The organism is Enterobacter sp. DN (assembly GCF_046054285.1).
Lineage (GTDB): Bacteria > Pseudomonadota > Gammaproteobacteria > Enterobacterales > Enterobacteriaceae > Enterobacter > Enterobacter hormaechei_C.
In genome coordinates, this window is record NZ_JBJJTG010000003.1 from 352,156 (window position 1) to 376,216 (window position 24,061).

A 24,061-nucleotide genomic window follows, 5' to 3' on the forward strand; every position below is an offset into this window, starting at 1 on the left:
TCCCCCACTAAGTGGCGATTAAATAATCACTTAGCACTTCGGCTTACTGCCCTGCGCCGGAAGATAACGCTGCGGATCGATGGCCGTGGCCTTATAGCGGATCTGGAAGTGCAGCTTAACCATATCCGTCCCGGTACTGCCCATGGTCGCAATCTTCTGCCCCGCCTTCACGTTCTGCCCGTTATTGACCAACATCGTGTCGTTATGCGCATACGCCGTAATGTAGTCCTCACCATGCTTAATCATGATCAGGTTACCGTATCCACGAAGCTGGTTACCGACATAGACCACCTTCCCGGCCCCTGAAGCGTATACCGGTGTGCCGCGTGCGGCAGCGATATCAATACCTTTATTGCCACCTTCCGAGAGCGAGTACGGCGCAACCACTTTTCCGCTTGCAGGCCAGATCCAGCAGCGCTGACCGACCGGCGGCCAGGATGATTTAGGCACCTGATAGGATGGCGTGACTTTGGCTGTTTTACGCGTTGAGGACTTTTTCCCTGAGGAGGAACCGCCGTTAACCTTGAGCTTCTGCCCTACCTCAATAGTATACGGTGGAGAGATATTATTCAGGCGCGCCAGCTCCTTCACGCTGGTTCCCGTGGCGCGTGAGATGCGGTAGAGCGTGTCCCCGCGCTTAACGGTATAGACTGCACCGGAATAACTGCCCATATCCGAAGATTTACTCCCCGAGCATCCTGCTACAAGTAGCGTCAGCGTCAGGCAGAAAACGGCAATGATCGGGTTTCTCGTCAGGCTTCCTGCAAACAAAACAGCTCCTCGGTCAGCGTGAATGGCGCACTATGATAGCAGCCCAAACTGATGCCGGTCATGCCCTTTTCCGCTCTGTGGGCCAAACCGTTCGCATAAGAATGCAGTATAATAATTCCGCTGATGGTGCTGAACCATTAAGCATTTTGGCACTGGAGCATCAATGAGTATTCAAGAACACGTTATTTTGGTAAATGACCAGGGAAAGGTGATTGGCACTCAGGAGAAGTACGCCGCGCACACGTCACACACCCCGCTACACCTGGCCTTCTCTTCATGGCTGTTTAACGCTAATGGAGAATGTCTGATCACCCGGCGCGCATTAAGTAAAAAAGCCTGGCCCGGCGTATGGACCAACTCCGTTTGCGGCCATCCACAGGCCGACGAAGCGACAGAGCAGGCGATTATCCGCCGCTGCCGCTTTGAAGTCGGCGCCGAAATCACAGACATCACCCCCATTGCCCCGGAGTTCCGCTACCGTGAAGCCGACCCGTCAGGGATCGTTGAAAACGAAATCTGCCCGGTCTATGCCGCCCGCGTAACGAATACCCTCGCAATCAATGACGATGAAGTAATGGAGTATCAGTGGGTGGAGCTGGACGCGCTATTCCGCGCGCTGGACGCCACACCGTGGGCATTTAGCCCGTGGATGGTGCAGGAAGCGAACACCGCGCGTGAAAAACTCAGCGCCTTCGCGGCGCAATAAAAAAGCCCCGGCGATAAACGCACGGGGCTTTTTTTACGTCTTAAAGGCTTATTTCACCGGACGCATCGCCGGGAACAGGATCACGTCGCGGATGGTGTGGCTGTTGGTGAACAGCATCACCATACGGTCGATACCAATACCCAGGCCAGCCGTCGGCGGCAGGCCGTGCTCCAGCGCGGTCACGTAGTCTTCGTCGAAGAACATCGCTTCGTCGTCGCCTGCCGCTTTCGCGTTAACCTGATCCTGGAAGCGCTGCGCCTGATCTTCTGCATCGTTCAGCTCGCTAAAGCCGTTACCGATTTCGCGGCCACCGATGAAGAATTCGAAGCGGTCAGTGATTTCCGGGTTCTCGTCATTACGACGCGCCAGGGGAGACACCTCCGCCGGGTATTCGGTGATGAAGGTCGGCTGAATCAGGTGCGCTTCGGCCACTTCTTCGAAGATTTCGGTCACGATACGACCCAGGCCCCAGCTCTTCTCAACCTTGATACCGATGCTTTCAGCGATCGCTTTCGCAGAGTCGAAGTTATCCAGATCCGCCATGTTGGTTTCCGGACGGTATTTCTTGATCGCTTCGCGCATGGTCAGTTTTTCGAACGGCTTGCCGAAGTCGAACACCTCTTCACCGTAAGGCACCTGGGTGGTGCCCAGAATGTCCTGCGCCAGGGTGCGGAACAGGGATTCGGTCAGCTCGATCAGATCTTTGTAATCCGCATACGCCATATAGAGTTCCATCATGGTGAACTCTGGGTTATGACGTACGGAGATACCTTCGTTACGGAAGTTACGGTTGATCTCAAACACACGGTCGAAACCGCCGACCACCAGACGCTTCAGATACAGTTCCGGCGCGATACGCAGGTACATGTCCAGGTCCAGGGCGTTGTGATGGGTGATGAACGGACGGGCAGAGGCACCGCCTGGGATCACCTGCATCATCGGGGTTTCTACTTCCATAAAGTCGCGGTTAACCATGAACTGGCGAATACCGGCCATGATCTGGGAGCGAATTTTGAAGGTCTTACGGGATTCATCGTTAGAGATGAGATCCAGGTAACGCTGACGATAGCGCGCTTCCTGATCCTGTAAACCGTGGAACTTGTCCGGCAGCGGGCGCAGGGCTTTGGTCAGCAGACGCAGTTCGGTGCAGTGGATAGACAGTTCACCGGTCTTGGTTTTGAACAGTTTACCTTTCGCGCCCAGGATATCGCCCAGGTCCCACTTTTTGAACTGCTCGTTGTAGATGCCTTCCGGCAGGTCGTCACGAGAGACGTACAGCTGAATGCGGCCGCCAACGTCCTGTAAGGTCACGAAGGACGCTTTACCCATGATACGACGGGTCATCATGCGGCCCGCCACGGACACTTCAACGTTCAGCGCTTCCAACTCTTCGTTCTCTTTACCGTCGAAGTCTGCGTGCAGTTGGTCTGAGGTGTGGTCACGACGAAAATCGTTCGGGAACGGCACGCCCTGCTCGCGCAGCGCTGCCAGCTTCTCGCGGCGGGTTTTCAGTTCGTTGTTAAGATCGACTACCGCGTCAGCGCCCTGTGCTTGTTGTTCAGACATGTTGGTTCCTCATAACCCTGCTTTCAAACTTGCTTCGATAAATTGGTCCAGGCTGCCGTCCAGCACCGCCTGCGTGTTGCGGGTTTCAACCCCGGTACGCAGGTCTTTGATGCGGGAGTCATCAAGGACGTAAGAACGGATCTGGCTGCCCCAGCCGATATCGGACTTGTTGTCTTCCATCGCCTGCTTCTCAGCATTTTTCTTCTGCATCTCCAGCTCATAAAGCTTCGCTTTCATCTGCTTCATGGCCTGGTCTTTGTTCTTATGCTGGGAACGGTCGTTCTGGCACTGTGTTACCAGCCCGGTTGGAATGTGGGTAATACGCACCGCAGATTCCGTACGGTTAACGTGCTGACCACCCGCGCCGGATGCGCGGTAAACGTCGATACGCAGGTCCGCCGGGTTGATGTCGATATCGATATCTTCATCCACTTCCGGGTAGACAAACGCGGAGCTGAAGGAGGTGTGACGACGGCCGCCGGAATCGAACGGGCTCTTACGCACCAGGCGGTGAACGCCGGTTTCAGTACGCAGCCAGCCGTAGGCGTAATCGCCAATAATCTTGATGGTGACGGATTTGATACCCGCCACTTCACCTTCGGACTCTTCGATAATCTCGGTTTTGAAACCGCGCGCTTCCGCCCAGCGCAGGTACATGCGCATCAGCATGCTCGCCCAGTCCTGCGCTTCGGTACCGCCAGAACCTGCCTGAATATCGAGATAGCAGTCAGCGCTATCGTATTCGCCGGAGAACATGCGACGGAATTCCAGCTGCGCCAGCTTCTCTTCCAGCACGTCGAGCTCTGCCACGGCTTCGTTAAAGGTTTCTTCGTCGTCGGCTTCGACAGCCAGCTCCAGCAGCCCAGAAACATCTTCCAGACCCTGCGCCATTTGATCCAGCGTATCTACGATGGCTTCGAGGGAGGAACGCTCTTTACCCAGCGCCTGAGCGCGCTCAGGTTCGTTCCAGACATCCGGCTGTTCCAGCTCGGCGTTTACTTCTTCGAGACGCTCTTTCTTGGCATCGTAGTCAAAGATACCCCCTAAGAACGTCAGAGCGCTCCGTGAGGTCCTGAATGCGGTTTTTTACCGGATTAATTTCAAACATGGTCTGTTTTCTTTTATGAGCTTGTCAAAATGCGGTGATAAGAGCGGGATTGTACCGAATCCACGCCCTTTTTTATAGAGATTACTGACGCTAAATTGGCCAGATATTGTCGATGATGATCTGAAGGGAGCGGTTACCGCGGAACTCGTTAATATCCAGCTTATAGGCCAGCTCAACCTCGCGCACGCCGTTGTCCGGCCAGATGGAGGTATCAACGTTAAAGGCGATGCCATCGAGCAGCGGTCCGCCGCCGACCGGTTCCACCATCACTTTGAGATGGCGTTCGCCCACGATGCGCTGTTGCAGCAAACGAAAACGTCCGTCGAAAAGCGGCTCCGGGAACATCTGCCCCCACGGGCCAGCATCGCGCAGCATCTGCGCCACTTCCATGGTCATTTCAGCCGGTGAAAGCTCACCGTCAGAAACCACTTCACCCTGCAACAGAGCCGGATCGATCCACTCGGTGACCAGTTCGCCAAACAGACGCTGGAATTCGTCGAACTTCGCCTCTTCCAGCGACAGGCCTGCCGCCATCGCGTGACCGCCGAACTTAATCATCAGGTTCGGATGCAGCGTATCCAGACGCTCCAGCGCATCGCGCATATGCAGACCCTGAATGGAACGACCGGAGCCTTTCAGCGTGCCGTCCCCGGCGGGGGCGAACGCGATCACCGGGCGGTGGAAACGCTCTTTAATGCGCGACGCCAGAATGCCCACCACGCCCTGGTGCCATTCGGGGTGATACATCGCCAGCCCGCCCGGCAGGGTATCGCCGCTGCGCTCCAGCTTTTCGCACAGGGTCAGCGCTTCGGCCTGCATGCCCTGCTCAATCTCTTTACGGGTCTGGTTGAGTGCGTCCAGCTCACTGGCCAGCACGCGCGCTTCGCCGATGTTGTCGCACAGCAGCAGCGCAACGCCAACCGACATATCATCCAGCCGCCCCGCCGCGTTCAGGCGCGGGCCGAGGGCAAAGCCTAAATCGCTTGCCGCAAGCTTCAGCGGATCGCGGTTGGCAATTTCCAGCAGCGCCTTAATCCCCGGACGGCATTTACCTGCCCGAATGCGGCTTAAGCCCTGCCAGGTAAGAATACGGTTATTGGTATCGAGCGGCACCACGTCCGCCACGGTTCCCAGCGCCACCAGATCGAGATACTCCGCGAGGTTCGGCACGGCAATCCCGCGCGATTCGAACCAGCCCTTATCTCGCAGCAGCGTGCGTAACGCCAGCATCAGATAAAACGCCACCCCTACTCCGGCCAGCGATTTCGACGGGAAATCGCAGTCGCGCAGGTTCGGGTTAATGATGGCTTCGGCGGCAGGCAGAGTTTCGCCTGGCAGGTGGTGATCGGTGACCAGTACCGGGATCCCCAGCGCATGGGCATGATCGACCCCCGCATGAGAAGAGATCCCGTTATCCACGGTCATGATCATCTGTGCGCCACGGGCGTGGGCCTGATCGACCACTTCCGGGCTGAGGCCGTAGCCGTCTTCAAACCGGTTCGGCACCAGGTAAGTCACATTATCGCAGCCCAGCGCACGCAGGCTGAGCACGCTCAGCGCGGTACTGGTTGCGCCGTCGGCATCGAAATCGCCCACCACGACAATCCGCGTGCCTTCCCGGAACGCGTCGTAGAGCATTTCAGTCGCTTTTTCGATGCCACTCAGCGCTTGCCAGGGCAGCATGCCTTTGACGCTGCGCTCAAGATCGCTTGCCGTACGCACGCCACGGCTGGCGTACAGCCGCTTTAACAGCAGCGGAAGCGTGTCTGGTAAATCCGCGGTTTCACCCGCATCGCGGCGGCGCAGTTTTATCGGGGCTTTCACGCGAATTATTTACCACCCATCTGTTTCTGGTGCTCGTCGAGGAACGCTTTCATCTCTTTTGGCCCCTGGTAGCCCGGTACCACGTAGCCGTTACTCAGCACAATGGCTGGCGTACCGCTCACGCCAAACTGTACGCCCAGCGCGTAGTGGTTAGCGATGTCGATATCGCAGGACGCGGGCTTCACGCCTTTGCCGTTCATCGCGTCATCAAAGGCCTTGTTGCGGTCTTTCGCACACCAGATCGCTTTCATATCCTGCTCAGGCTGGCTCTGCACGCCGGCGCGTGGGAAAGCCAGGTAACGCACGGTAATGCCCAGCGCGTTGTAGTCTTTCATCTCTTCATGCAGCTTGTGGCAGTAGCCGCAGGTGATGTCGGTGAAGACGGTAATAACGTGCTTTTCCTGCGCCGCTTTGTAGACAATCATCTCTTTTTCGAGCGCGTTCAGGTTTTTCATCAGCAGCTGGTTAGTGACGTTCACCGGCTGCGCGCCGCTCACGTCGTACATAGGCCCCTGAATGATGTGCTTGCCGTCTTCGGTCACGTACAGCACGCCGCTGTTGGTCAGCACCGTTTTCATGCCAGCCACCGGCGCTGGCTGGATCTCGCTGCTGGCGACGCCGAGTTTCGTCAGAGACTGTTTAATGGCGGCATCGTCCGCATGGGCAATACCGGAAATCGAAGCTGCCAGCAGGGTGAACAGCGCTAAAGACTTTTTCATATTTGTTCCTGTAACAATTCGTCGGCACTCACGCGCGAGGGTGGTGCTGTTGGTGTAGCTGCCGCAGGCGTTCCGTCGCGACATGGGTGTATATTTGCGTCGTTGAAAGATCGCTGTGTCCAAGCAACATCTGCACCACGCGTAAATCAGCGCCGTGGTTTAACAGATGCGTCGCGAAGGCGTGACGCAAAACGTGCGGCGACAGCTTCTCACTGTCAATACCCGCCAGTGTGGCGTAATGTTTAATGCGATGCCAGAACGTTTGTCGCGTCATCTGCTGCGCGCGCTGGCTCGGGAACAATACATCGATGGAGACGCCGTTCAGCAGCCACGGACGCCCGTGTTCCAGATACGTCTCCAGCCAGTAGACCGCCTCTTCACCCAGCGGCACCAGCCGTTCTTTGTTCCCTTTACCGATAACGCGCACCACGCCCTGACGCAGGCTGATATCGCTCATCGTCAGGCCCACCAGCTCGGAAACGCGCAAGCCCGTGGCATACAATAGTTCAAGCATGGCTTTATCGCGTAACTCCAGCGGAAGGTCAACTGCGGGCGACTGTAATAATCTCTCAACTTGTGCTTCGCTGAGATCTTTTGGCAGCCGCTGAGGCAGTTTAGGCGATGCCAGCAGTGCGCTGGGGTCATCCGCGCGGATCTTCTCGCGGTACAGGTGCTGGAACAGGCGGCGCATGGCGCTCAGCAGACGTGCGGAGCTGGTGGCTTTGTACCCCCCTTCCATCCGCTCGGCCAGTAACCCTTGCAGGTCATCGCTTTGCGCGCTTTCAAGCGTCAGCCCACGATGCGCCAGCCACTCGACCAGCAGCGTGAGATCCCGACGATAGGCGCTGAGCGTATTTTCAGCGAGGTTTTTCTCCAGCCACAGCGCGTCGAGAAACTGTTCGATGAGTGCGAGATCCTTTTCCACATCAGCCCCTTTGGTTCTGCAATCTGGCCATTATGCCTGATTGCCATCGGTTTCTGGTACACTACGCGCAAAGTCATAGCAAGAATTGAGATAGTTACGCGATGAATATTGGTCTGTTCTATGGTTCCAGCACCTGCTACACCGAAATGGCGGCGGAGAAAATTCGTGACATCATTGGCCCGGAACTGGTGACGCTGCATAACCTGAAAGATGACGCGGTTGCCTTGATGGAGCAGTACGATGTGCTCATTCTGGGTATCCCTACCTGGGACTTTGGTGAGATTCAGGAAGACTGGGAAGCCATCTGGGATCAGCTCGATTCAGTCAATTTTGAAGGCAAAATCATTGCGATGTACGGCATGGGCGACCAGTTGGGCTACGGGGAGTGGTTCCTTGACGCACTCGGCATGCTGCACGACAAACTGGCGCCAAAGGGCGCGACCTTTATCGGCTACTGGCCTACGGAAGGCTATGAGTTCACCAGTCAAAAACCGATTATTGCCGACGGTCAGCTGTTTGTCGGGCTCGCGCTGGATGAAACCAACCAGTACGATCTTAGCGACGAGCGCCTCCAGAGCTGGTGCGAGCAGATTCTGGGTGAGATGGCCGAGCAGTTCAGCTGATTTACTCCTGCGTCGGCTGTTGCACGATCAACCGGCGCAGATCTCGCCACTCCGCGGGATCCATACTGTCTGCGGCCAGCCACAGGTGCTGGCGACGGTTATCCTCGACCCGACGCAGCCGTAGCATCATCCCGGTGTTAAGCATCCACGGCGCGCCCATCATCTCCCACTCTTTTCCCTGCCAGCGCAGGCGAGAATCCATCAGCAGCTTAATTTCACCCTGACGGGCGTTGATTCGACGCTGGCTGCGCACGCTGTCAAACACCACAAACGACAGCAATAGCAACCACAGAGGGGTATAGCTAAGCGGCCACGGCACCAATAACACCAGTGCCGCCACCAGACCGTGGAGCAGTAAGGACATCCACTGTGAGCGCCAGGAGACGCGAAGATCAGATTGCCACAGGACCACGTTCCTGATTCCGTGTTTGAATTAATTGCACCATCCGTTGCAACTCGGTGTCGGCGGGCTTGCCGTGATTCATCAGCCAGTTGAATAAATCCGGATCGTCAGACTCAAGCAGACGGACAAACAGGCGCTTATCGTCATCGCTTAAGCTGTCGTACTCATACTCGAAGAAAGGCATGATGGAGATATCAAGTTCACGCATGCCGCGACGGCACGCCCAGTGAATACGGGCCTTGTTGTTAATATCCATGTTCTGTTTCCTGCATTACGTTTGGCACAGTCGGTATCCCGTTTGGTATTCATTATTGCTCTCCGGGAACACCTGCTAGTGTAACGTGTTTTTGACCGTTTCTTTACTGGAATATTGCGAACCTCGAGCAGGCTCCCTGAATAATCCTTATAAAGACAGCGGATTACACTATTTTGCGTAGCGCCACGCATAACCGCGTAATGGCACGAATGGCCTGCTGAAAGCGCTTGCATTGAATACAGTCTCTTTTACCATTAGGTATTATCAAAGCGTTAAGCAATTCAGGACATCACTATGGCATTTACACCATTTTCTCCTCGCCAGCCCGCCGCCTCTGCGCGTCTGCCGCTGACGCTGATTACTCTTGATGACTGGGCACTGGCGACACTGACTGGTGCGGACAGTGAAAAATACCTGCAAGGTCAGGTCACGGCGGACGTGGCGCAGTTGACTGAGCACCAGCATCTGCTGGCCGCGCATTGCGATCCAAAAGGCAAAATGTGGAGCAACCTGCGTCTGTTCCGCCGTCAGGACGGATTCGCCTTTATTGAGCGCCGCAGCCTGCGTGACGCCCAGCTTAAAGAGCTGAAAAAATACGCGGTCTTTTCTAAAGTCACCATCGCCCCGGACGATGAACACGTTCTGCTGGGGGTCGCGGGTTTCCAGGCGCGTGCAGCGCTGAAAAACCTGTTTGCCGAGCTGCCGGATGCTAAAAAACAGCTGGTCAGCGAGGGAGCGACCTCCATTCTGTGGTTCGAACACCCGGCGGAGCGCTTCCTGCTGGTAACCGACGAAGCAACGGCGGAACGCGTCACTGACGCCCTGCGCGGTGAAGCACAGCTCAACAACAGCCAGCAGTGGCTGGCGCTGAACATCGAAGCGGGCCTGCCGGTGATTGACGCGGCAAACAGCGCGCAGTTTATCCCGCAGGCGACAAACATCCAGGCGCTGGGTGGTATCAGCTTTAAGAAGGGCTGCTACACCGGTCAGGAAATGGTGGCGCGTGCGAAATTCCGCGGCGCGAACAAACGCGCCCTGTGGACACTGGCTGGTCACGCCAGCCGTGTGCCGGAAGCGGGTGAAGATCTTGAGATGAAGATGGGCGAAAACTGGCGCCGTACCGGCACCGTGTTAGCCGCCGTCCAGCTCGATGATGGCCGCCTGCTGGTGCAGGTTGTCATGAATAATGATATGGAGCCCGACAGCGTGTTCCGCGTGCGGGATGATGCAAACACGCTCAGCATTGAGCCGCTACCGTATTCTCTGGAAGATTGATGCTGTATCGCCCGGTGGCGCTGCGTTTACCGGGCCTACGGTGTTGATATTCTCCCTCTCCCTGTGGGAGAGGGTCGGGGTGAGGGCATCAGACCGCACCTTACAAAAAAACTACACCTGCCCAACATACAGATAAATTGCCAGGAAGTGGCACACGCTGCCGCCCAGCACAAAGCCGTGCCAGATGGCATGGTTGTACGGAATACGCTTGCAGACGTAGAAAATAACGCCCAGCGAGTAGACCACCCCGCCCACCGCCAGAAGCGTCACGCCCCCCACCGCCAGCTTAATGGCTAACTGATACACCACAATCAGCGACAGCCAGCCCATTGTCAGATAGGTAACCAGCGACAACACTTTAAACCGGTGCGCAATAGTCAGCTTAAACAGGATCCCCAGCAGCGCCAGGCTCCAGATCACAATCATCAGGCCACGCGACAGCGGTGAGTTGAGCCCCACCAGCAAAAACGGCGTATAGGTACCCGCAATAAGAAGATAGATAGCGCAGTGGTCAAATTTCTTGAGCCATATCTTCGCCCGTTGATGCGGAATAGCGTGATACAGCGTTGAGGCCAGGAAAAGCAGGATCATACTCCCGCCATACAGACTGTAGCTGGTAATGGCCATCGCGCTGGCGTTGGTATCCACTGCCTGTACCAGCAATAACACTAAGCCGACAATCCCAAAAACCAGGCCAATGCCGTGGCTTATACTGTTGGCTACTTCCTCAGCCAGCGAATATCCCTGTGCGATTAATGGTCTGCTCACCATACTTAACTCCGGGAAAACAAAAGATGATTATTCATCGCCAGTCTATGCTAACTGAGAATGATTCCAGTGAACACCTGTTAGCTAAAATAAATCCACACTCAAGATTTATCCTTAAAAATCAGCATAATATAAAAACAATCCACCGCACAGGTGTAAATGATTTCATTAACATCTAAGTAATCAAGGAGATAAATCCGTCTCCCGCCCTTCGTCATCATGGTATGCTTCAGGAATAGTGTCCGACAGCGAGTTTAGCCATTGTGAGTATGTTCAGCCATTCCGCCATTGCCAGCCTCAACAATCTGGAAATGATGGTCTACAACTATGTCATTAAGAACCGCGATAAAGTGATGTACATGACCATCCGCGAGCTGGCGGATGCGGCGGGCGTTTCCACTACTACCATCCTGCGCTTCTGCCGCAAGCTTAACTGCGATGGCTACTCGGAATTTCGGGTGCGCTTTAAACTCTATCTGGAGCAGAACGAGCCGCAGCAGGCGAATTTTGGTGCCAGTGAAATTATCAGCTTCTTTAAAAGCGTAAATAACGAAGAGTTTGATGCGCTATTAGATAACGCGGTCGATATTATTTTATCATCTGAACGAATTATTTTTGTCGGTGCGGGCACCTCCGGATCGCTGGCAAAATATGGCGCACGTTTCTTTTCAAATATCGGGAAATTCAGTAACCATATCGACGATCCTTATTTCCCGGTCACTAACGACATGGCTAAAAATGCGCTGGCCATTGTACTCTCCGTCTCCGGCGAGACCGAGGAGATCCTGCGCTTCGCCAGCCAGTTCAGCCTGCACCACTGCAAGGTGCTCTCAGTCACCAGCCACGAACATTCACGTCTCGCAAAGCTGGCGGACTTTAACCTCTCCTGGCACGTACCGCAAACGCGCATTGGCGGCGTTTACGATATCACCACGCAAATTCCCGTCATCTATATTCTGGAATCATTAGGCCGGAAACTGGCGAAGAAATTAACAGAATAAAACATCCTGTTTTTTTGATGTGACAAATTACAATTTCCGCAAAATGTTATATCGTGACATTTAATTCCGCTTTGCTAGACTCGAAATCAATAAGTCCTGAATTGAGAATAGCAAAGATGAAAAAACTCACCTTACCGAAAGATTTTTTATGGGGCGGCGCGGTAGCGGCGCACCAGGTTGAAGGCGGCTGGAACAAAGGCGGCAAAGGGCCAAGCATCTGCGACGTGCTCACCGGCGGCGCACACGGCGTTCCGCGAGAAATCACGCAGGAAGTGATTGAAGGCAAATATTACCCCAACCACGAAGCCGTCGACTTCTACGGCCATTACAAAGAAGACATCAGGCTGTTTGCCGAGATGGGCTTCAAATGTTTCCGTACCTCCATCGCCTGGACGCGCATCTTCCCGAAAGGCGACGAAACTCAGCCAAATGAAGAGGGGCTGAAGTTTTACGACGACATGTTCGATGAACTGCTGAAGTACAACATCGAGCCGGTGATCACCCTCTCCCACTTTGAAATGCCGCTGCACCTCGTTCAGGAATATGGCGGATGGACCAACCGTAAAGTGGTCGATTTCTTTGTGCGCTTCTCGGAAGTGGTATTTGAGCGCTACAAAAATAAGGTCAAATACTGGATGACCTTCAACGAAATCAACAACCAGCGCAACTGGCGTGCGCCGCTGTTCGGCTACTGCTGCTCTGGCGTGGTCTATACCGAGCACGACAACCCGGAAGAGACCATGTACCAGGTGCTGCACCACCAGTTCGTGGCCAGCGCGCTGGCGGTGAAAGCCGCACGCCGCATTAACCCGGAAATGAAAGTCGGCTGCATGCTGGCGATGGTGGCGCTCTATCCGTACTCCTGCAAACCAGAAGATGTCATGTTCGCTCAGGAATCCATGCGCGAGCGCTACGTCTTTACCGACGTACAGCTGCGCGGCTACTACCCGTCTTACGTGCTGAACGAGTGGGAACGCCGTGGCTTCTCCATCAAAATGGAAGCGGGCGACGAGCAGATCCTGCGTGAAGGCACCTGCGATTACTTAGGTTTCAGCTACTACATGACCAACGCGGTCAAAGCGGAAGGCGGTACCGGTGACGCCATTTCCGGCTTCGAGGGCAGCGTGCCGAACCCACACGTCAAGGCGTCCGACTGGGGCTGGCAGATTGATCCGGTAGGCCTGCGCTATTCGCTGTGTGAACTGTACGAGCGTTATCAGAAGCCGCTGTTTATCGTGGAAAATGGTTTCGGCGCCTACGACACCGTGGAAGAGGACGGCAGCATCAACGATGACTATCGTATCGACTACCTGCGCGCCCACGTGGAAGAGATGATGAAGGCGGTGACCTGGGATGGCGTGGATCTGATGGGCTACACGCCGTGGGGCTGCATCGACTGCGTCTCCTTCACCACCGGCCAGTACAGTAAGCGCTACGGCTTTATCTACGTCAACAAGCACGACGACGGTACCGGTGACATGTCCCGCTCCCGTAAGAAGAGCTTTGAGTGGTATAAAACCGTCATTGCCAGCAACGGCGAAACGCTGTAATGGCTCGCCCTCTCTGCAAGCGGAGAGGGCAAACCGCTTATCTTCCAGACACTTCTTTACAGCTTTTGCGTTGCCAAAATATGTTCGCCCGATAATATAGGCGTCCTGAATATTTGAGGCGAACATGATCAAGCGACAACGCAACGCTATCCTGCTTGTAGCCCTGGCCTGCCTGGTGGTGCTGATATGCACCGCCCAGCGGATGGCCGGGATGCACGCGCTTGTCATGAACGTCACCACCACGAGCCAGTCTGTCCAGCAGGGACAGGAGAGTGCCGACGCACCGGTAACCCCGTGTGAGCTTAGCGCCAAGTCGCTGATGTCGGTCCCGCCTGTTTTATTTGAAGGCGCCCTGATTGCCGTCACCCTGCTGCTGGCGTTGCTGGCAGCCAGTCCACCGCGCCGCGAACGGCAGTGGCCTCCCCGCGTTATCTCCCCGCCCCGGTTAAGGGTGCATCTGCGATTATGCGTCTTCCGTGAATGAGCCTTCGCCTGTTACTTCAGGTTAATTCATCATTTACGGAGAAAATTTATGTTTACTGTATTCAGGCGACTGCTGGTCTGCCTGCTTTGGCTATGGCTGCCCCTCAGCCAGGCTGCCGACAGCGGCTGGCTGCGCGCCGCCGATAATCAGCACGCCAGCGTCAGGCTGCGTGCGCAACCCGAAAGCACTGGCGAAACCCGCCTGCTGCTGGACGTCGCCCTGCAAAAAGGCTGGAAAACCTACTGGCGCTCGCCGGGCGAAGGCGGCGTCGCCCCCGCGATTAAATGGCATCAGCCCGTCGAGGCGATCTGGCGCTGGCCTGTGCCGCAGCGTTTCGACGTCGCGGGCATCACCACGCAGGGCTACCACGGCGATGTCAGCTTTCCCATCACTCTGCGGGGCGACGTCCCGAAGATCCTGAGCGGCGTACTGACGCTCTCCACCTGTAGCAACGTCTGTATTCTTACCGACTACCCGTTTTCGCTGAACATGACCGCATCCGCAGGCGCCGGTTTTGATTACGATTTCAGTCGGGCCATGGGCACCCTTCCGCTCAGCGGCGGGTTGACCTCAACGCTTAACGCCACCTATGCCCCCGGCAAGCTGACCGTAACGGCGCAGCGTGACGCAGGCTGGCAGGCGCCGTCCCTGTTTATCGACGGTATGGATGATGTTGATTTCGGCAAACCGGCCCTCACCGTGCGCGGTGACTCGCTGGTCGCCACCGTGCCCGTGACGGACAGCTGGGGCGAGGCCGCGCCCAACCTCAGCGGCAAAACCCTGTCGCTGGTTCTGGCCGATAGCGGGCAGGCACAGGAGTCCAGCCTGAGCATTCAGCCGGGGAACGCCGCGCCGACGCTCTCGTTAGGCTGGGTGCTGCTGATGGCGCTGGCGGGCGGTCTGATCCTTAACGTCATGCCCTGCGTACTGCCCGTGCTGGCCATGAAGCTAGGCACGCTGATGCAAACCGAACGGCAGGCGCGGAGTCAGGTACGCCGACAGTTTCTTGCGTCGGTAGCCGGGATCGTGATCTCGTTCCTCGCGCTGGCGCTGATGATGACGGTTTTACGCTTAGGCAATCAGGCGCTCGGCTGGGGGATCCAGTTCCAGAATCCGTGGTTTATTGGCGCGATGGCGCTGGTGATGGTGCTTTTCAGCGCCAGCCTGCTGGGGTTGTTTGAAATCCGTCTCCCTTCCGGCGCCAGCACCTTCCTCGCCACGCGCGGCGGCAACGGGCTTGCGGGTCATTTCTGGCAAGGCGCGTTTGCCACGCTGCTGGCGACGCCCTGCACCGCGCCGTTCCTGGGTACGGCGGTCTCGGTCGCGCTGGCGGCGCCGCTTCCCCTGCTGTGGGGGATCTTCCTGGCGATGGGTATCGGCATGAGCCTGCCGTGGCTGCTGGTGGCGGCCTGGCCGGGGCTGGCCCAGCGGTTGCCGCGTCCGGGACGCTGGATGAACGTCGTACGCGTAGTGCTGGGGATGATGATGCTCGGCTCATCGCTGTGGCTGCTGAGCCTGCTGACGGTGCACATTGGCAGCCTGCCCGTCATCACGCTGGGCGTGTTCCTGATCCTTACGCTGCTGCTGGTCACCGCCTGGCGCTACCGCTGGCAAACGGCACTGCGCGCCGGGGTATTAGCTGTAGTGGTGGCCGGGGCGGTCGCGTTTGTATCCGGTTCCGGCGGCGAGGGTTCCCGCCGCGATCGTATTCACTGGCAGCCGCTCAGCGAGCAGGCCATTGCCCGCGCGCTGGCGGAGAACAAACGGGTGTTCGTCGACGTGACCGCCGACTGGTGCGTGACCTGTAAAGCCAATAAATACAACGTGCTGCTGCGCGACGACGTGCAGGATGCGCTCTCCGCCCCGGACGTTGTCGCCCTGCGCGGCGACTGGAGCCGCCCCTCAGATACCATCAGCCAGTTCTTAACCACGCGCGGCAGCGCCGCCGTGCCGTTTAACCAGATCTACGGACCGGGATTACCGCAGGGCCACGTGCTGCCTGCGTTGTTAAGCCGCGAAGCGGTGCTGAGCACCCTGTCCGATGCAAAAGGAAAATAACATGAGAGCCTTCGTTGCCTTACTTCTGCTGTCGTTATCAACGTTCGGTTTCGCCGCACCTTCTGATGACGCTTCCAGCGACCAGCTGGCAAAACTGCTGTTTAACGACCCCAACAGCCCGCGAACCGGCGCGACATCGCCGAAGCTGACCATCGTCTCCTTCACTGACTACAACTGCCCGTATTGCAAGCAGTTCGACCCAATGCTTGAGAAAATCGTGCAGGAAAATCCCGACGTGCAGCTCATCGTCAAACTGCTGCCGTTCAAGGGACAAAGCTCGGTAAATGCCGCGAAAGCGGCACTCTCAACGTGGCAGCAGGCGCCGGATAAATTCTGGGCGCTCCACCAGCGGCTGATGATGAAAAAGGGCTATCACGATGACGCCAGCATCGCCGCCGCGAAGGTAAAGACCGGAACGGACAGCATTAAAAAGGATGATAAAACCATGGACAGCCTAAAGATGAACCTCATCCTGGCGCAGGTGCTGAATATTCAGGGTACCCCGGCGACCATTATCGGCGACCAGATGGTGGCGGGCGCAATTCCGTATGACGACCTGGAGGGGCTGGTCAAAGAACAGCTGGCAAACGCCCGTGGCAAGTAAGCTTCCGCGCCTGCTGCGCGAGCTGGGCGTATGGCTGCTGATTGGCGTAGCCGTGAGCCTGGCGGTGGACTATTTCCGCCAGCCCGCGCTGCCGCAGAATTTCTCCGCGACGGCACTGCACACCCTCGACGGCCAGCCCGTCGATCTTATCGCCATGAGTAAGGAGCGACCGCTGCTGGTCTACGTCTGGGCGACATGGTGCGGCGTCTGCCGCTACACCACGCCGTCGGTGGCGGCGCTTGCCGCGGACGGGGGTAACGTGATGTCGGTTGCGCTGCGCTCGGGCGATAACGCGACGCTCGAAACCTGGATGAGGAAGAAGAAGGCGACGATGCCCACGGTCAACGACGCCAGCGGAGAACTGGCGCGTGAGTGGGACGTTAAGGTTACGCCAACGCTGGTGGTGATCTCTCACGGTGAGGTGAAGTCGATCACCACCGGCTGGACCAGCGGCTGGGGAATGCGCCTGCGGCTGTGGCTGGCGTCGTAGCGTTACTTCCCGCCAGCCAGCTCCAGGAAGCTACCGGTGACATAGGAGGCTTTGTCGCTCAGCAGCCAGACAATGGCCTGGGCGACCTCCTCCGGCTGACCGCCACGCTGCATCGGTAACATCGACTTCACCCGATCCACACGCCCCGGCTCGCCGCCGGAGGCGTGAATATCGGTATAAATCAGGCCTGGCCGCACGCCGTTAACGCGAATGCCCTGCGCCGCCACCTCCAGCGCGAGGCCGGTGGTCAGGGAATCCACCGCCCCTTTTGAGGCGGCATAATCCACATATTCCCCCGGCGCGCCCAGCCGTGATGCCGCCGAGGAGACATTCACAATCGCGCCGCCCTTGCCGCCGTGTTTATGCGACATGCGCTTAACCGCTTCACGGCAGCAGAGAAAATAGCCGGTGACGTTGGTAGCCAGCACGCGGTTAATACGTTCAGCGGAGAGGTTTTCGATGGTGGATTGTTCAAACAAAATCCCGGCGTTGTTCACCAGCGCGGCGAGCGGCTCACCTTCGCGATCGATGCTGTCGAACATCGCCATCACCTGCGCTTCATCGCTGATGTCCGCGCGTACGGCAAAGGCTTTACCGCCCGCGTCCACGATCTGATTAATGACGTCCGTCGCGGCTTTGATGTTGTGATGAAAATTCACCGCAACGGTGTAGCCTTCGCTTGCCAGCTGTAGCGCGGTGGCTTTACCAATACCCCGGCTGGCGCCGGTGACCAGTGCAATTGCCATTCTTTTCTCCCAATAAAAAAGCCGGGTAGCGGCTTCGCCTTACCCGGCCTACGTTACTACAGGAACAACGTTACTGGTATTCGCTCATCGGCACGCAGGAGCAGAACAGGTTACGGTCGCCGTAAACATCATCAAGACGTTTCACGGTTGGCCAGTATTTGTTTGCCACACCTGCCGGGAAGACAGCCAGCTCGCGGGTATAACCGTGGTTCCACTCTGCCACCAGTTCGTTCTGGGTATGCGGCGCGTTCACCAGCGGGTTATCTTCCAGCGTCCACTCGCCGCCTTTCACGCGGTCGATTTCGCTGCGGATCGCCAGCATGGCGTCGATAAAGCGATCCAGTTCCACCTTGCTTTCAGATTCGGTCGGCTCAACCATCAGCGTTCCCGCAACCGGGAAGGACATGGTTGGCGCGTGGAAGCCGTAGTCGATCAGGCGCTTGGCAATATCCAGCTCGCTGATGCCCGTCTCTTCTTTCAGAGGACGAATATCGAGGATGCATTCGTGCGCCACGCGACCGTCGCGGCCGGTATAGAGCACCGGATAGGCGTCCTTCAGACGCGTTGCGATGTAGTTGGCGTTGAGGATCGCCACCTGGCTGGCCTGCTTCAGCCCTTCCGCGCCCATCATGCGGATGTACATCCAGCTGATTGGCAGGATAGAGGCGCTGCCGAACGGTGCCGCGGAGACCGCGCCCTGACGGGTCAGCATGCCTTCAATCTGCACCACGCTGTGGCCCGGCACAAACGGTGCCAGGTGCGCCTTCACGCCGATTGGGCCCATGCCCGGGCCGCCACCGCCGTGCGGAATGCAGAACGTTTTATGCAGGTTCAGGTGCGACACATCCGCGCCAATAAAGCCCGGAGAGGTGATGCCCACCTGGGCGTTCATGTTTGCGCCGTCGAGGTAAACCTGGCCGCCGAACTTATGCACCACTTCACACACTTCACGGATAGTTTCTTCGTACACGCCGTGGGTGGACGGGTAGGTCACCATGATGCAGGAGAGTTTGTCGCCCGCCTGCTCGGCTTTGGCGCGCAGGTCGGCCAGATCGATGTTGCCGTTTTTGTCGCACGCCACAACCACCACTTCCATTCCTGCCATCTGGGCAGAAGCCGGGTTGGTACCGTGGGCAGAGCTTGGGATCAGGCAGATATCACGGTGGCCTTCGTTGCGGCTTTCGTGATAGTGACGGATCGCCAGCAGACCAGCGTATTCACCCTGCGCACCGGAGTTCGGCTGCATGCAGAGCGCGTCGTACCCGGTCAGCTTCACCAGCCAGTCGGAGAGCTGGTTGATCATCATGTGATACCCTTCCGCCTGCTCAGCCGGGCAGAACGGGTGCAGCTCAGAGAATTCAGGCCAGGTAATTGGGATCATCTCAGCCGCGGCGTTCAGCTTCATGGTGCAGGAGCCCAGCGGGATCATCGCCTGGTTTAGCGCCAGATCTTTACGTTCCAGAGAGTGCATGTAACGCATCATCTCGGTTTCGCTGTGATAGCGGTTGAACACCGGGTGAGTCAGGATCGCGTCGTCGCGCAGCATGCTTTCCTGAATGGAGCGGCTGTCGAGCGCAACCTCTTTGTCGAGCGTATCAACGTCCAGACCGTGTGCGTCACCCAGCAATACGTTGAACAGGGTCAGGATATCGTCACGGGTGGTGCTTTCGTCCAGCGTAATGCCGACCGCATTGTGAATGTCGCTGCGCAGGTTGATTTGCGCTGCCTCGGCGCGCGCCAGCACGGCCGCTTTGTCTGCCACCTCGACGCACAGGGTATCGAAATAGTGTTCATGACGCAGTCTGAGACCTTTCTGTTGCAGACCGCAGGCCAGGATATCGGCCAGACGGTGGATGCGGCTGGCAATACGTTTCAGGCCAGCCGGACCGTGGAACACCGCGTACAGGCTGGCAATGTTAGCCAGCAGCACCTGCGAGGTACAGATGTTGGAGTTCGCTTTCTCGCGGCGGATATGCTGCTCGCGGGTCTGCATCGCCATGCGCAGCGCGGTGTTACCGGCGGCATCTTTCGATACGCCGATAATACGGCCTGGCATGGAACGTTTAAATTCATCTTTCGCGCCAAAGAACGCCGCGTGCGGGCCGCCGTAGCCCATCGGCACGCCGAAACGCTGAGCTGAGCCGAAGACAATATCCGCGCCCTGTTTGCCTGGCGCCGTCAGCAGCACCAGCGCCATAAAATCAGCGGCGACGCTAACAATAACCTTACGGGATTTCAGCTCGGCGATCAGTGCGCCGTAGTCGTGCACTTCCCCGGTGGTGCCCACCTGCTGCAACAGCACGCCGAAGACGTCCTGGTGATCCAGCACTTTTTCAGCGTCGTCGACAATCACCTCAAAGCCGAAGGTTTCCGCACGGGTGCGCACCACGTCCAGCGTCTGGGGATGCACGTCCGCCGCGACGAAGAAGCGGTTGGCGTTTTTCAGCTTGCTCACGCGCTTCGCCATCGCCATCGCTTCGGCGGCGGCGGTGGCTTCGTCCAGCAGCGAGGCAGAGGCGATATCCATACCAGTCAGATCCAGCGTCACCTGCTGGAAGTTCAGCAGCGCTTCCAGACGGCCCTGGGAGACTTCTGGCTGATATGGGGTGTAAGCGGTGTACCAGCCCGGGTTTTCCAGCATATTACGCAGGATCACCGGCGGTAACTGCACGTTGGTGTAGCCCATGCCGATATAAGACTTATAGCGCTTGTTAAGGCCGGCGATGGCCTTCAGCTCCGCCAGCGCGGCGAACTCCGTCGTGGACTCGCCTACCTGCGGCGGCGTAGCAAGCTGGATGTCTTTTGGCACGATCTGGCCGATCAGTGCGTTTAATGAATCCGCGCCAACTGTCTTCAGCATCTCCTGCTGTTGCTGAGCATCCGGCCCAATGTGACGTTCAATGAAGGCGCCACGGTTTTCAAGCTGGCTTAAAGTCTGTGTCATGAGCGATGGTTCCTGAAACGTGCAGTGAATGTGTTTTCTCCCTCTCCCTAAGGGAGAGGGTTGGGGTGAGGGTGTCGTCTGTTCCCCTCACCCTACCCTCTCCCCAAAGGGGAGAGGGAAATGGCTTATTCGTCTTCCAGTAGTGCTTCGTACGCGGTCGCATCCAGCAGCGCGGCAACCTGCGCTTCGTCGCTGGCTTTGATCTTGAAGATCCAGCCGCCTTCATACGGTTCGCTGTTGACCAGCTCCGGGGAGTCGCTCAGCGCGTCGTTCACGGCAACAATTTCACCGCTTACCGGGGCGTAGATGTCAGAGGCCGCTTTAACGGATTCCGCCACCGCACAGTCGTCGCCTGCGCTCACGGTTGCGCCCACTTCCGGCAGATCAACAAACACCATGTCGCCCAGCAGCTCCTGCGCGTGCTCGGTGATCCCAACGGTGTAAGTGCCGTCCGCCTCTTTGCGCAGCCACTCGTGTTCTTTGCTGTATTTCAGTTCTGCTGGCACATTGCTCATTGAAGTTCTCCTGATAAAAATAGTTAGGCGACCGGCTTACCGGCGCGAACAAAAATCGGTTTGGTCACGTTGACCGGCATTTCGCGGTTGCGGATCTGCACCACCGCCGTTTCGCCAATCCCCGCCGGCACGCGTGCCAGGGCAATACTGTAGCCGAGCGTCGGGGAGAACGTTCCGCTGGTGATCACGCCTTCGCGATGATTGCCATCGGCATCGGTGAAGCGTACAGGCAGCTCGCCGCGCAGAACGCCTTTTTCTTTCATCACCAGGCCTACCAGCTGTTCAGTGCCCTTCTCGCGCTGCATCTCCAGCGCTTCACGGCCAATAAAATCACGGTCAGCCGGTTCCCACGCAATGGTCCAGCCCATGTTGGCCGCCAGCGGAGAGACGCCTTCGTCCATCTCCTGACCGTAGAGGTTCATCCCTGCTTCCAGACGCAGCGTATCGCGCGCGCCCAGGCCCGCAGGCTTCACGCCCGCCTCCACCAGCGCACGCCAGAAATCAGCGGCCTTCTCGTTTGGCATCGCAATTTCGTAGCCCGCTTCACCGGTGTAGCCGGTGGTGGCGATAAACAGATCGCCCGCCTGCACGCCGAAGAACGGCTTCATGCCTTCGGTGGCTTTGCGCTGCTCGTCGCTGAACAGAGAGGCGGCTTTCGCCTGGGCGTTTGGCCCCTGCACGGCAATCAGCGACAGATCGTCACGGACGGTGATGTCTATGGCGTAAGGTTCAGCGTGTTGGGAAATCCAGGAGAGATCTTTTTCGCGGGTGGCGGAGTTTACAACGAGGCGGAAGAAATCTTCGGTGAAGTAGTAGACGATGAGGTCGTCAATCACGCCGCCAGAGGCATTGAGCATGCCGGTATAGAGCGCTTTGCCCGGCGTTTTCAGTTTGGCGACGTCGTTTGCCAGCAGATAACGCAAAAACTCCCGGGTGCGGCTACCGCGCAGGTCGACAATCGTCATATGAGACACGTCGAACATACCGGCATCGGTGCGCACCGCGTGGTGCTCATCAATCTGCGAGCCGTAGTGCAGCGGCATCATCCAGCCGTGGAAGTCCACCATGCGGGCGCCGCACAACACGTGCTGTTCGTACAAAGGAGTCTGTTGAGCCATCTTTTCCTCGTTGAAAAATTCACCGTGAAACCCGGTGTCGGCCTCGCGATCGGGGGCCGACGCAAACGTTCTCTTTTACCTGAACTTACCACCGAAACCGGCGGTTAACCATAAGGTAAAACGGGTCATCACATTAGCTTATGACCAAAAATCGCTGAAAAGCCTACAGAGTTATTCACTGGGAAAATGCGATTAAACCCGCATAAAATTAACAATGATCTAACAGAATTTAGCAGATGGTGATATTTCGTGCGGAAAAACGGGCCGAATTTCCGTAACATAAAAATAGTAAGATTAGATTTTCTAATGCGAAAAATGACGTGAAATTAGATTATTTCAAACGAGGAAATTTCCCCGGCGCGGAGGCCGGGAAAATAAAGTGTGACGGGGATCGAGATTAACGTAACCAGTCGGGAAGATCGTTGAGGCCCATTGCCTGACGAAGAAGCTGCGGTTTTACGCCGGGAAGAGTGTCGGCCAGCTTGAGGCCAATATCGCGCAGCAGTTTTTTCGCCGGATTCGCTCCGGCAAACAGCTCGCGGAAACCCTGCATCCCCGCCAGCATCATCGCCGCACTGTGTTTGCGGCTGCGCTCGTAGCGACGCAGATACAGATGCTGGCCAATATCTTTGCCTTCCCGATGCAGGCGACGCAGCTCTTCAACCAGCTCAGCCGCGTCCATAAAGCCGAGGTTCACCCCCTGCCCGGCCAGCGGATGAATGGTATGCGCCGCATCCCCCACCAGCGCCAGACGGTGCGCGGCAAACTGACGCGCGTAGCGACCGGTTAACGGAAACGTCTGGCGTTCGCTTTCAAGCATGCACAGGCCCAGACGGTTATCAAACGCCACGCATAGCGCCTGACTGAAGGCATCCGGCGTCGCCTCCTGCATCTGCTGCGCTTTCTCCGGCTCTAAGGACCAGACGATGGAGCAGAGATGCGGATCGGCAAGCGGCAGGAAGGCCAGAATGCCGTCATTATGGAAAATCTGGCGCGCCACGCCGCCGTGCGGCTCTTCGGTGCGGATTGTGGCCACCAACGCGTGATGGCGGTAATCCCAGAAGGTCAGCGGAATATCCGCTTTGTTACGCAGCCAGGAATTGGCGCCGTCGGCACCCACCACCAGACGCGCGGTCAGCATGTCGCCACTTTCAAGAGTGATAAACGCGTCGTTTTCGCCCCACGCCACCTGCTGGAGTTTCGCCGGTGCGATCAGCGTGACGTCGCTGCACTGCTGTGCTTTCTGCCACAGCGCGTGGTGGATCACCGCGTTTTCAACGATGTGTCCAAGGTGGCTGTAACCCATGCTTTCATCGTCAAACGCGATATGGCCGAAGCTGTCTTTATCCCACACTTCCATGCCATGGTAACAGTTGGCACGCAGCGCCACGATTTCAGACCAGACGCCAAGGTGCGTCAGTAGCTTTTCGCTGGCGGCATTGATCGCCGAGACGCGCAGCTCCGGCGGTGCATCCTGCGCCACAGGCTGCGGCGCTTTTTGCTCAAGCACGGCCACGCGCAGGCCGCTGCCCTGTAAACCACAGGCCAGCGCCAGTCCTACCATTCCGCCGCCCACAATGGCGACATCAACATTTTGCACGGTCAAT

The 24,061-nt window shown here is 57.4% G+C and carries 23 protein-coding genes; 9 read left to right on the top strand and 14 right to left on the bottom strand.

Annotation, left to right across the window (positions count from 1 at the left end; translation table 11 throughout):
• Nucleotides 1-30: 30 nt before the first annotated feature.
• Nucleotides 31-771 carry an amidase activator ActS gene (gene actS, locus ACJTMZ_RS10120; RefSeq protein ID WP_047733994.1) on the bottom strand — a complete coding sequence of 247 codons (741 nt, stop codon included), beginning with the start codon at nucleotides 769-771 and terminating at the stop codon, nucleotides 31-33.
• 163 nt (nucleotides 772-934) lie between these two features.
• On the opposite strand from actS, the gene idi reads away from it, so the two are divergent.
• The gene (idi, locus tag ACJTMZ_RS10125) at nucleotides 935-1,477 is read left to right on the top strand and encodes an isopentenyl-diphosphate Delta-isomerase (protein ID WP_003863454.1); all 543 of its coding nucleotides are present in this window, start codon (nucleotides 935-937) and stop codon (nucleotides 1,475-1,477) included.
• A gap of 48 nt (nucleotides 1,478-1,525) precedes the next feature.
• Here the strand turns inward: idi and lysS are convergent, their stop codons facing one another.
• The 5 genes from lysS to xerD all read right to left on the bottom strand — a co-directional run bounded on the left by lysS (nucleotide 1,526) and on the right by xerD (nucleotide 7,619).
• Entirely contained in the window at nucleotides 1,526-3,043 is a 1,518-nt protein-coding gene (gene lysS, locus ACJTMZ_RS10130) for a lysine--tRNA ligase (RefSeq protein ID WP_003863452.1), read from the bottom strand.
• Nucleotides 3,044-3,052: 9 nt separating this feature from the next.
• Nucleotides 3,053-4,151, bottom strand: a protein-coding gene (gene prfB, locus ACJTMZ_RS10135) for a peptide chain release factor 2 (protein WP_096147815.1) whose coding sequence is annotated in 2 segments (ribosomal slippage) — nucleotides 3,053-4,075 and nucleotides 4,077-4,151 — 1,098 coding nt in all. Because the reading frame shifts where the segments join, the coding sequence is not laid out codon by codon here.
• A gap of 90 nt (nucleotides 4,152-4,241) precedes the next feature.
• Nucleotides 4,242-5,975, bottom strand: coding sequence for a single-stranded-DNA-specific exonuclease RecJ (gene recJ, locus ACJTMZ_RS10140; protein ID WP_017382886.1), 1,734 nt, complete (start codon nucleotides 5,973-5,975; stop codon nucleotides 4,242-4,244).
• A 5-nt stretch (nucleotides 5,976-5,980) separates the two neighbouring features.
• Nucleotides 5,981-6,694, bottom strand: coding sequence for a bifunctional protein-disulfide isomerase/oxidoreductase DsbC (gene dsbC, locus ACJTMZ_RS10145; protein WP_033487627.1), 714 nt, complete (start codon nucleotides 6,692-6,694; stop codon nucleotides 5,981-5,983).
• 28 nt (nucleotides 6,695-6,722) lie between these two features.
• Nucleotides 6,723-7,619, bottom strand: coding sequence for a site-specific tyrosine recombinase XerD (gene xerD, locus ACJTMZ_RS10150; RefSeq protein WP_003863442.1), 897 nt, complete (start codon nucleotides 7,617-7,619; stop codon nucleotides 6,723-6,725).
• A gap of 101 nt (nucleotides 7,620-7,720) precedes the next feature.
• Between xerD and fldB the strand changes: the two genes are divergently transcribed.
• Complete coding sequence (gene fldB / locus ACJTMZ_RS10155; RefSeq protein WP_015571793.1) at nucleotides 7,721-8,242, top strand: flavodoxin FldB; 522 nt, start codon at nucleotides 7,721-7,723, stop codon at nucleotides 8,240-8,242.
• Between the two features lies 1 nt (nucleotide 8,243).
• On the opposite strand, the gene ACJTMZ_RS10160 is transcribed toward fldB, so the two are convergent.
• Both ACJTMZ_RS10160 and sdhE read right to left on the bottom strand, forming a co-directional pair.
• Nucleotides 8,244-8,654 carry a protein YgfX gene (locus tag ACJTMZ_RS10160; protein WP_023295382.1) on the bottom strand — a complete coding sequence of 137 codons (411 nt, stop codon included), beginning with the start codon at nucleotides 8,652-8,654 and terminating at the stop codon, nucleotides 8,244-8,246.
• A complete protein-coding gene (gene sdhE / locus ACJTMZ_RS10165; RefSeq protein ID WP_003863437.1) occupies nucleotides 8,635-8,901 on the bottom strand; it encodes an FAD assembly factor SdhE in 267 nt (88 codons plus the stop codon). Before sdhE ends, ACJTMZ_RS10160 begins: the two co-directional genes overlap by 20 nt.
• A 294-nt stretch (nucleotides 8,902-9,195) precedes the next feature.
• On the opposite strand from sdhE, the gene ygfZ reads away from it, so the two are divergent.
• Complete coding sequence (gene ygfZ, locus ACJTMZ_RS10170; protein WP_017692714.1) at nucleotides 9,196-10,176, top strand: tRNA-modifying protein YgfZ; 981 nt, start codon at nucleotides 9,196-9,198, stop codon at nucleotides 10,174-10,176.
• A 111-nt stretch (nucleotides 10,177-10,287) separates the two neighbouring features.
• On the opposite strand, the gene ACJTMZ_RS10175 is transcribed toward ygfZ, so the two are convergent.
• Entirely contained in the window at nucleotides 10,288-10,947 is a 660-nt protein-coding gene (locus ACJTMZ_RS10175; RefSeq protein WP_003863433.1) for a PAQR family membrane homeostasis protein TrhA, read from the bottom strand.
• 266 nt (nucleotides 10,948-11,213) lie between these two features.
• Between ACJTMZ_RS10175 and ACJTMZ_RS10180 the strand changes: the two genes are divergently transcribed.
• From ACJTMZ_RS10180 to ACJTMZ_RS10205, 6 genes are all read left to right on the top strand, one after another.
• Nucleotides 11,214-11,945 (top strand): MurR/RpiR family transcriptional regulator, encoded by a 732-nt coding sequence (locus tag ACJTMZ_RS10180; RefSeq protein ID WP_015571796.1) that lies wholly within the window; start codon nucleotides 11,214-11,216, stop codon nucleotides 11,943-11,945.
• A 116-nt stretch (nucleotides 11,946-12,061) separates the two neighbouring features.
• Nucleotides 12,062-13,495, top strand: coding sequence for a 6-phospho-beta-glucosidase BglA (gene bglA, locus ACJTMZ_RS10185; protein ID WP_017382891.1), 1,434 nt, complete (start codon nucleotides 12,062-12,064; stop codon nucleotides 13,493-13,495).
• A gap of 124 nt (nucleotides 13,496-13,619) precedes the next feature.
• Entirely contained in the window at nucleotides 13,620-13,979 is a 360-nt protein-coding gene (locus ACJTMZ_RS10190) for a hypothetical protein (RefSeq protein ID WP_032660255.1), read from the top strand.
• 48 nt (nucleotides 13,980-14,027) lie between these two features.
• Nucleotides 14,028-16,037, top strand: coding sequence for a protein-disulfide reductase DsbD (locus tag ACJTMZ_RS10195; protein WP_045141944.1), 2,010 nt, complete (start codon nucleotides 14,028-14,030; stop codon nucleotides 16,035-16,037).
• 1 nt (nucleotide 16,038) lies between these two features.
• Entirely contained in the window at nucleotides 16,039-16,641 is a 603-nt protein-coding gene (locus ACJTMZ_RS10200; protein ID WP_032669266.1) for a DsbA family protein, read from the top strand.
• A complete protein-coding gene (locus ACJTMZ_RS10205) occupies nucleotides 16,631-17,131 on the top strand; it encodes a protein disulfide oxidoreductase (protein WP_017382895.1) in 501 nt (166 codons plus the stop codon). The genes ACJTMZ_RS10200 and ACJTMZ_RS10205 overlap by 11 nt, the downstream gene beginning before the upstream one ends.
• Before the next feature lie 2 nt (nucleotides 17,132-17,133).
• Here the strand turns inward: ACJTMZ_RS10205 and ACJTMZ_RS10210 are convergent, their stop codons facing one another.
• The 5 genes from ACJTMZ_RS10210 to ubiI form a co-directional block, all read right to left on the bottom strand.
• Nucleotides 17,134-17,877 carry an SDR family oxidoreductase gene (locus ACJTMZ_RS10210; protein WP_015571798.1) on the bottom strand — a complete coding sequence of 248 codons (744 nt, stop codon included), beginning with the start codon at nucleotides 17,875-17,877 and terminating at the stop codon, nucleotides 17,134-17,136.
• Nucleotides 17,878-17,947: 70 nt separating this feature from the next.
• Nucleotides 17,948-20,821: an aminomethyl-transferring glycine dehydrogenase gene (gcvP, locus tag ACJTMZ_RS10215; protein WP_062938553.1), complete on the bottom strand. Its 2,874-nt coding sequence runs from the start codon at nucleotides 20,819-20,821 to the stop codon at nucleotides 17,948-17,950.
• A 125-nt stretch (nucleotides 20,822-20,946) separates the two neighbouring features.
• Nucleotides 20,947-21,336: a glycine cleavage system protein GcvH gene (gene gcvH / locus ACJTMZ_RS10220; protein ID WP_006811885.1), complete on the bottom strand. Its 390-nt coding sequence runs from the start codon at nucleotides 21,334-21,336 to the stop codon at nucleotides 20,947-20,949.
• A gap of 23 nt (nucleotides 21,337-21,359) precedes the next feature.
• Complete coding sequence (gene gcvT, locus ACJTMZ_RS10225) at nucleotides 21,360-22,454, bottom strand: glycine cleavage system aminomethyltransferase GcvT (protein WP_003860107.1); 1,095 nt, start codon at nucleotides 22,452-22,454, stop codon at nucleotides 21,360-21,362.
• 397 nt (nucleotides 22,455-22,851) lie between these two features.
• Nucleotides 22,852-24,054 (bottom strand): FAD-dependent 2-octaprenylphenol hydroxylase, encoded by a 1,203-nt coding sequence (ubiI, locus tag ACJTMZ_RS10230; protein ID WP_252010997.1) that lies wholly within the window; start codon nucleotides 24,052-24,054, stop codon nucleotides 22,852-22,854.
• Nucleotides 24,055-24,061 lie beyond the last annotated feature (7 nt).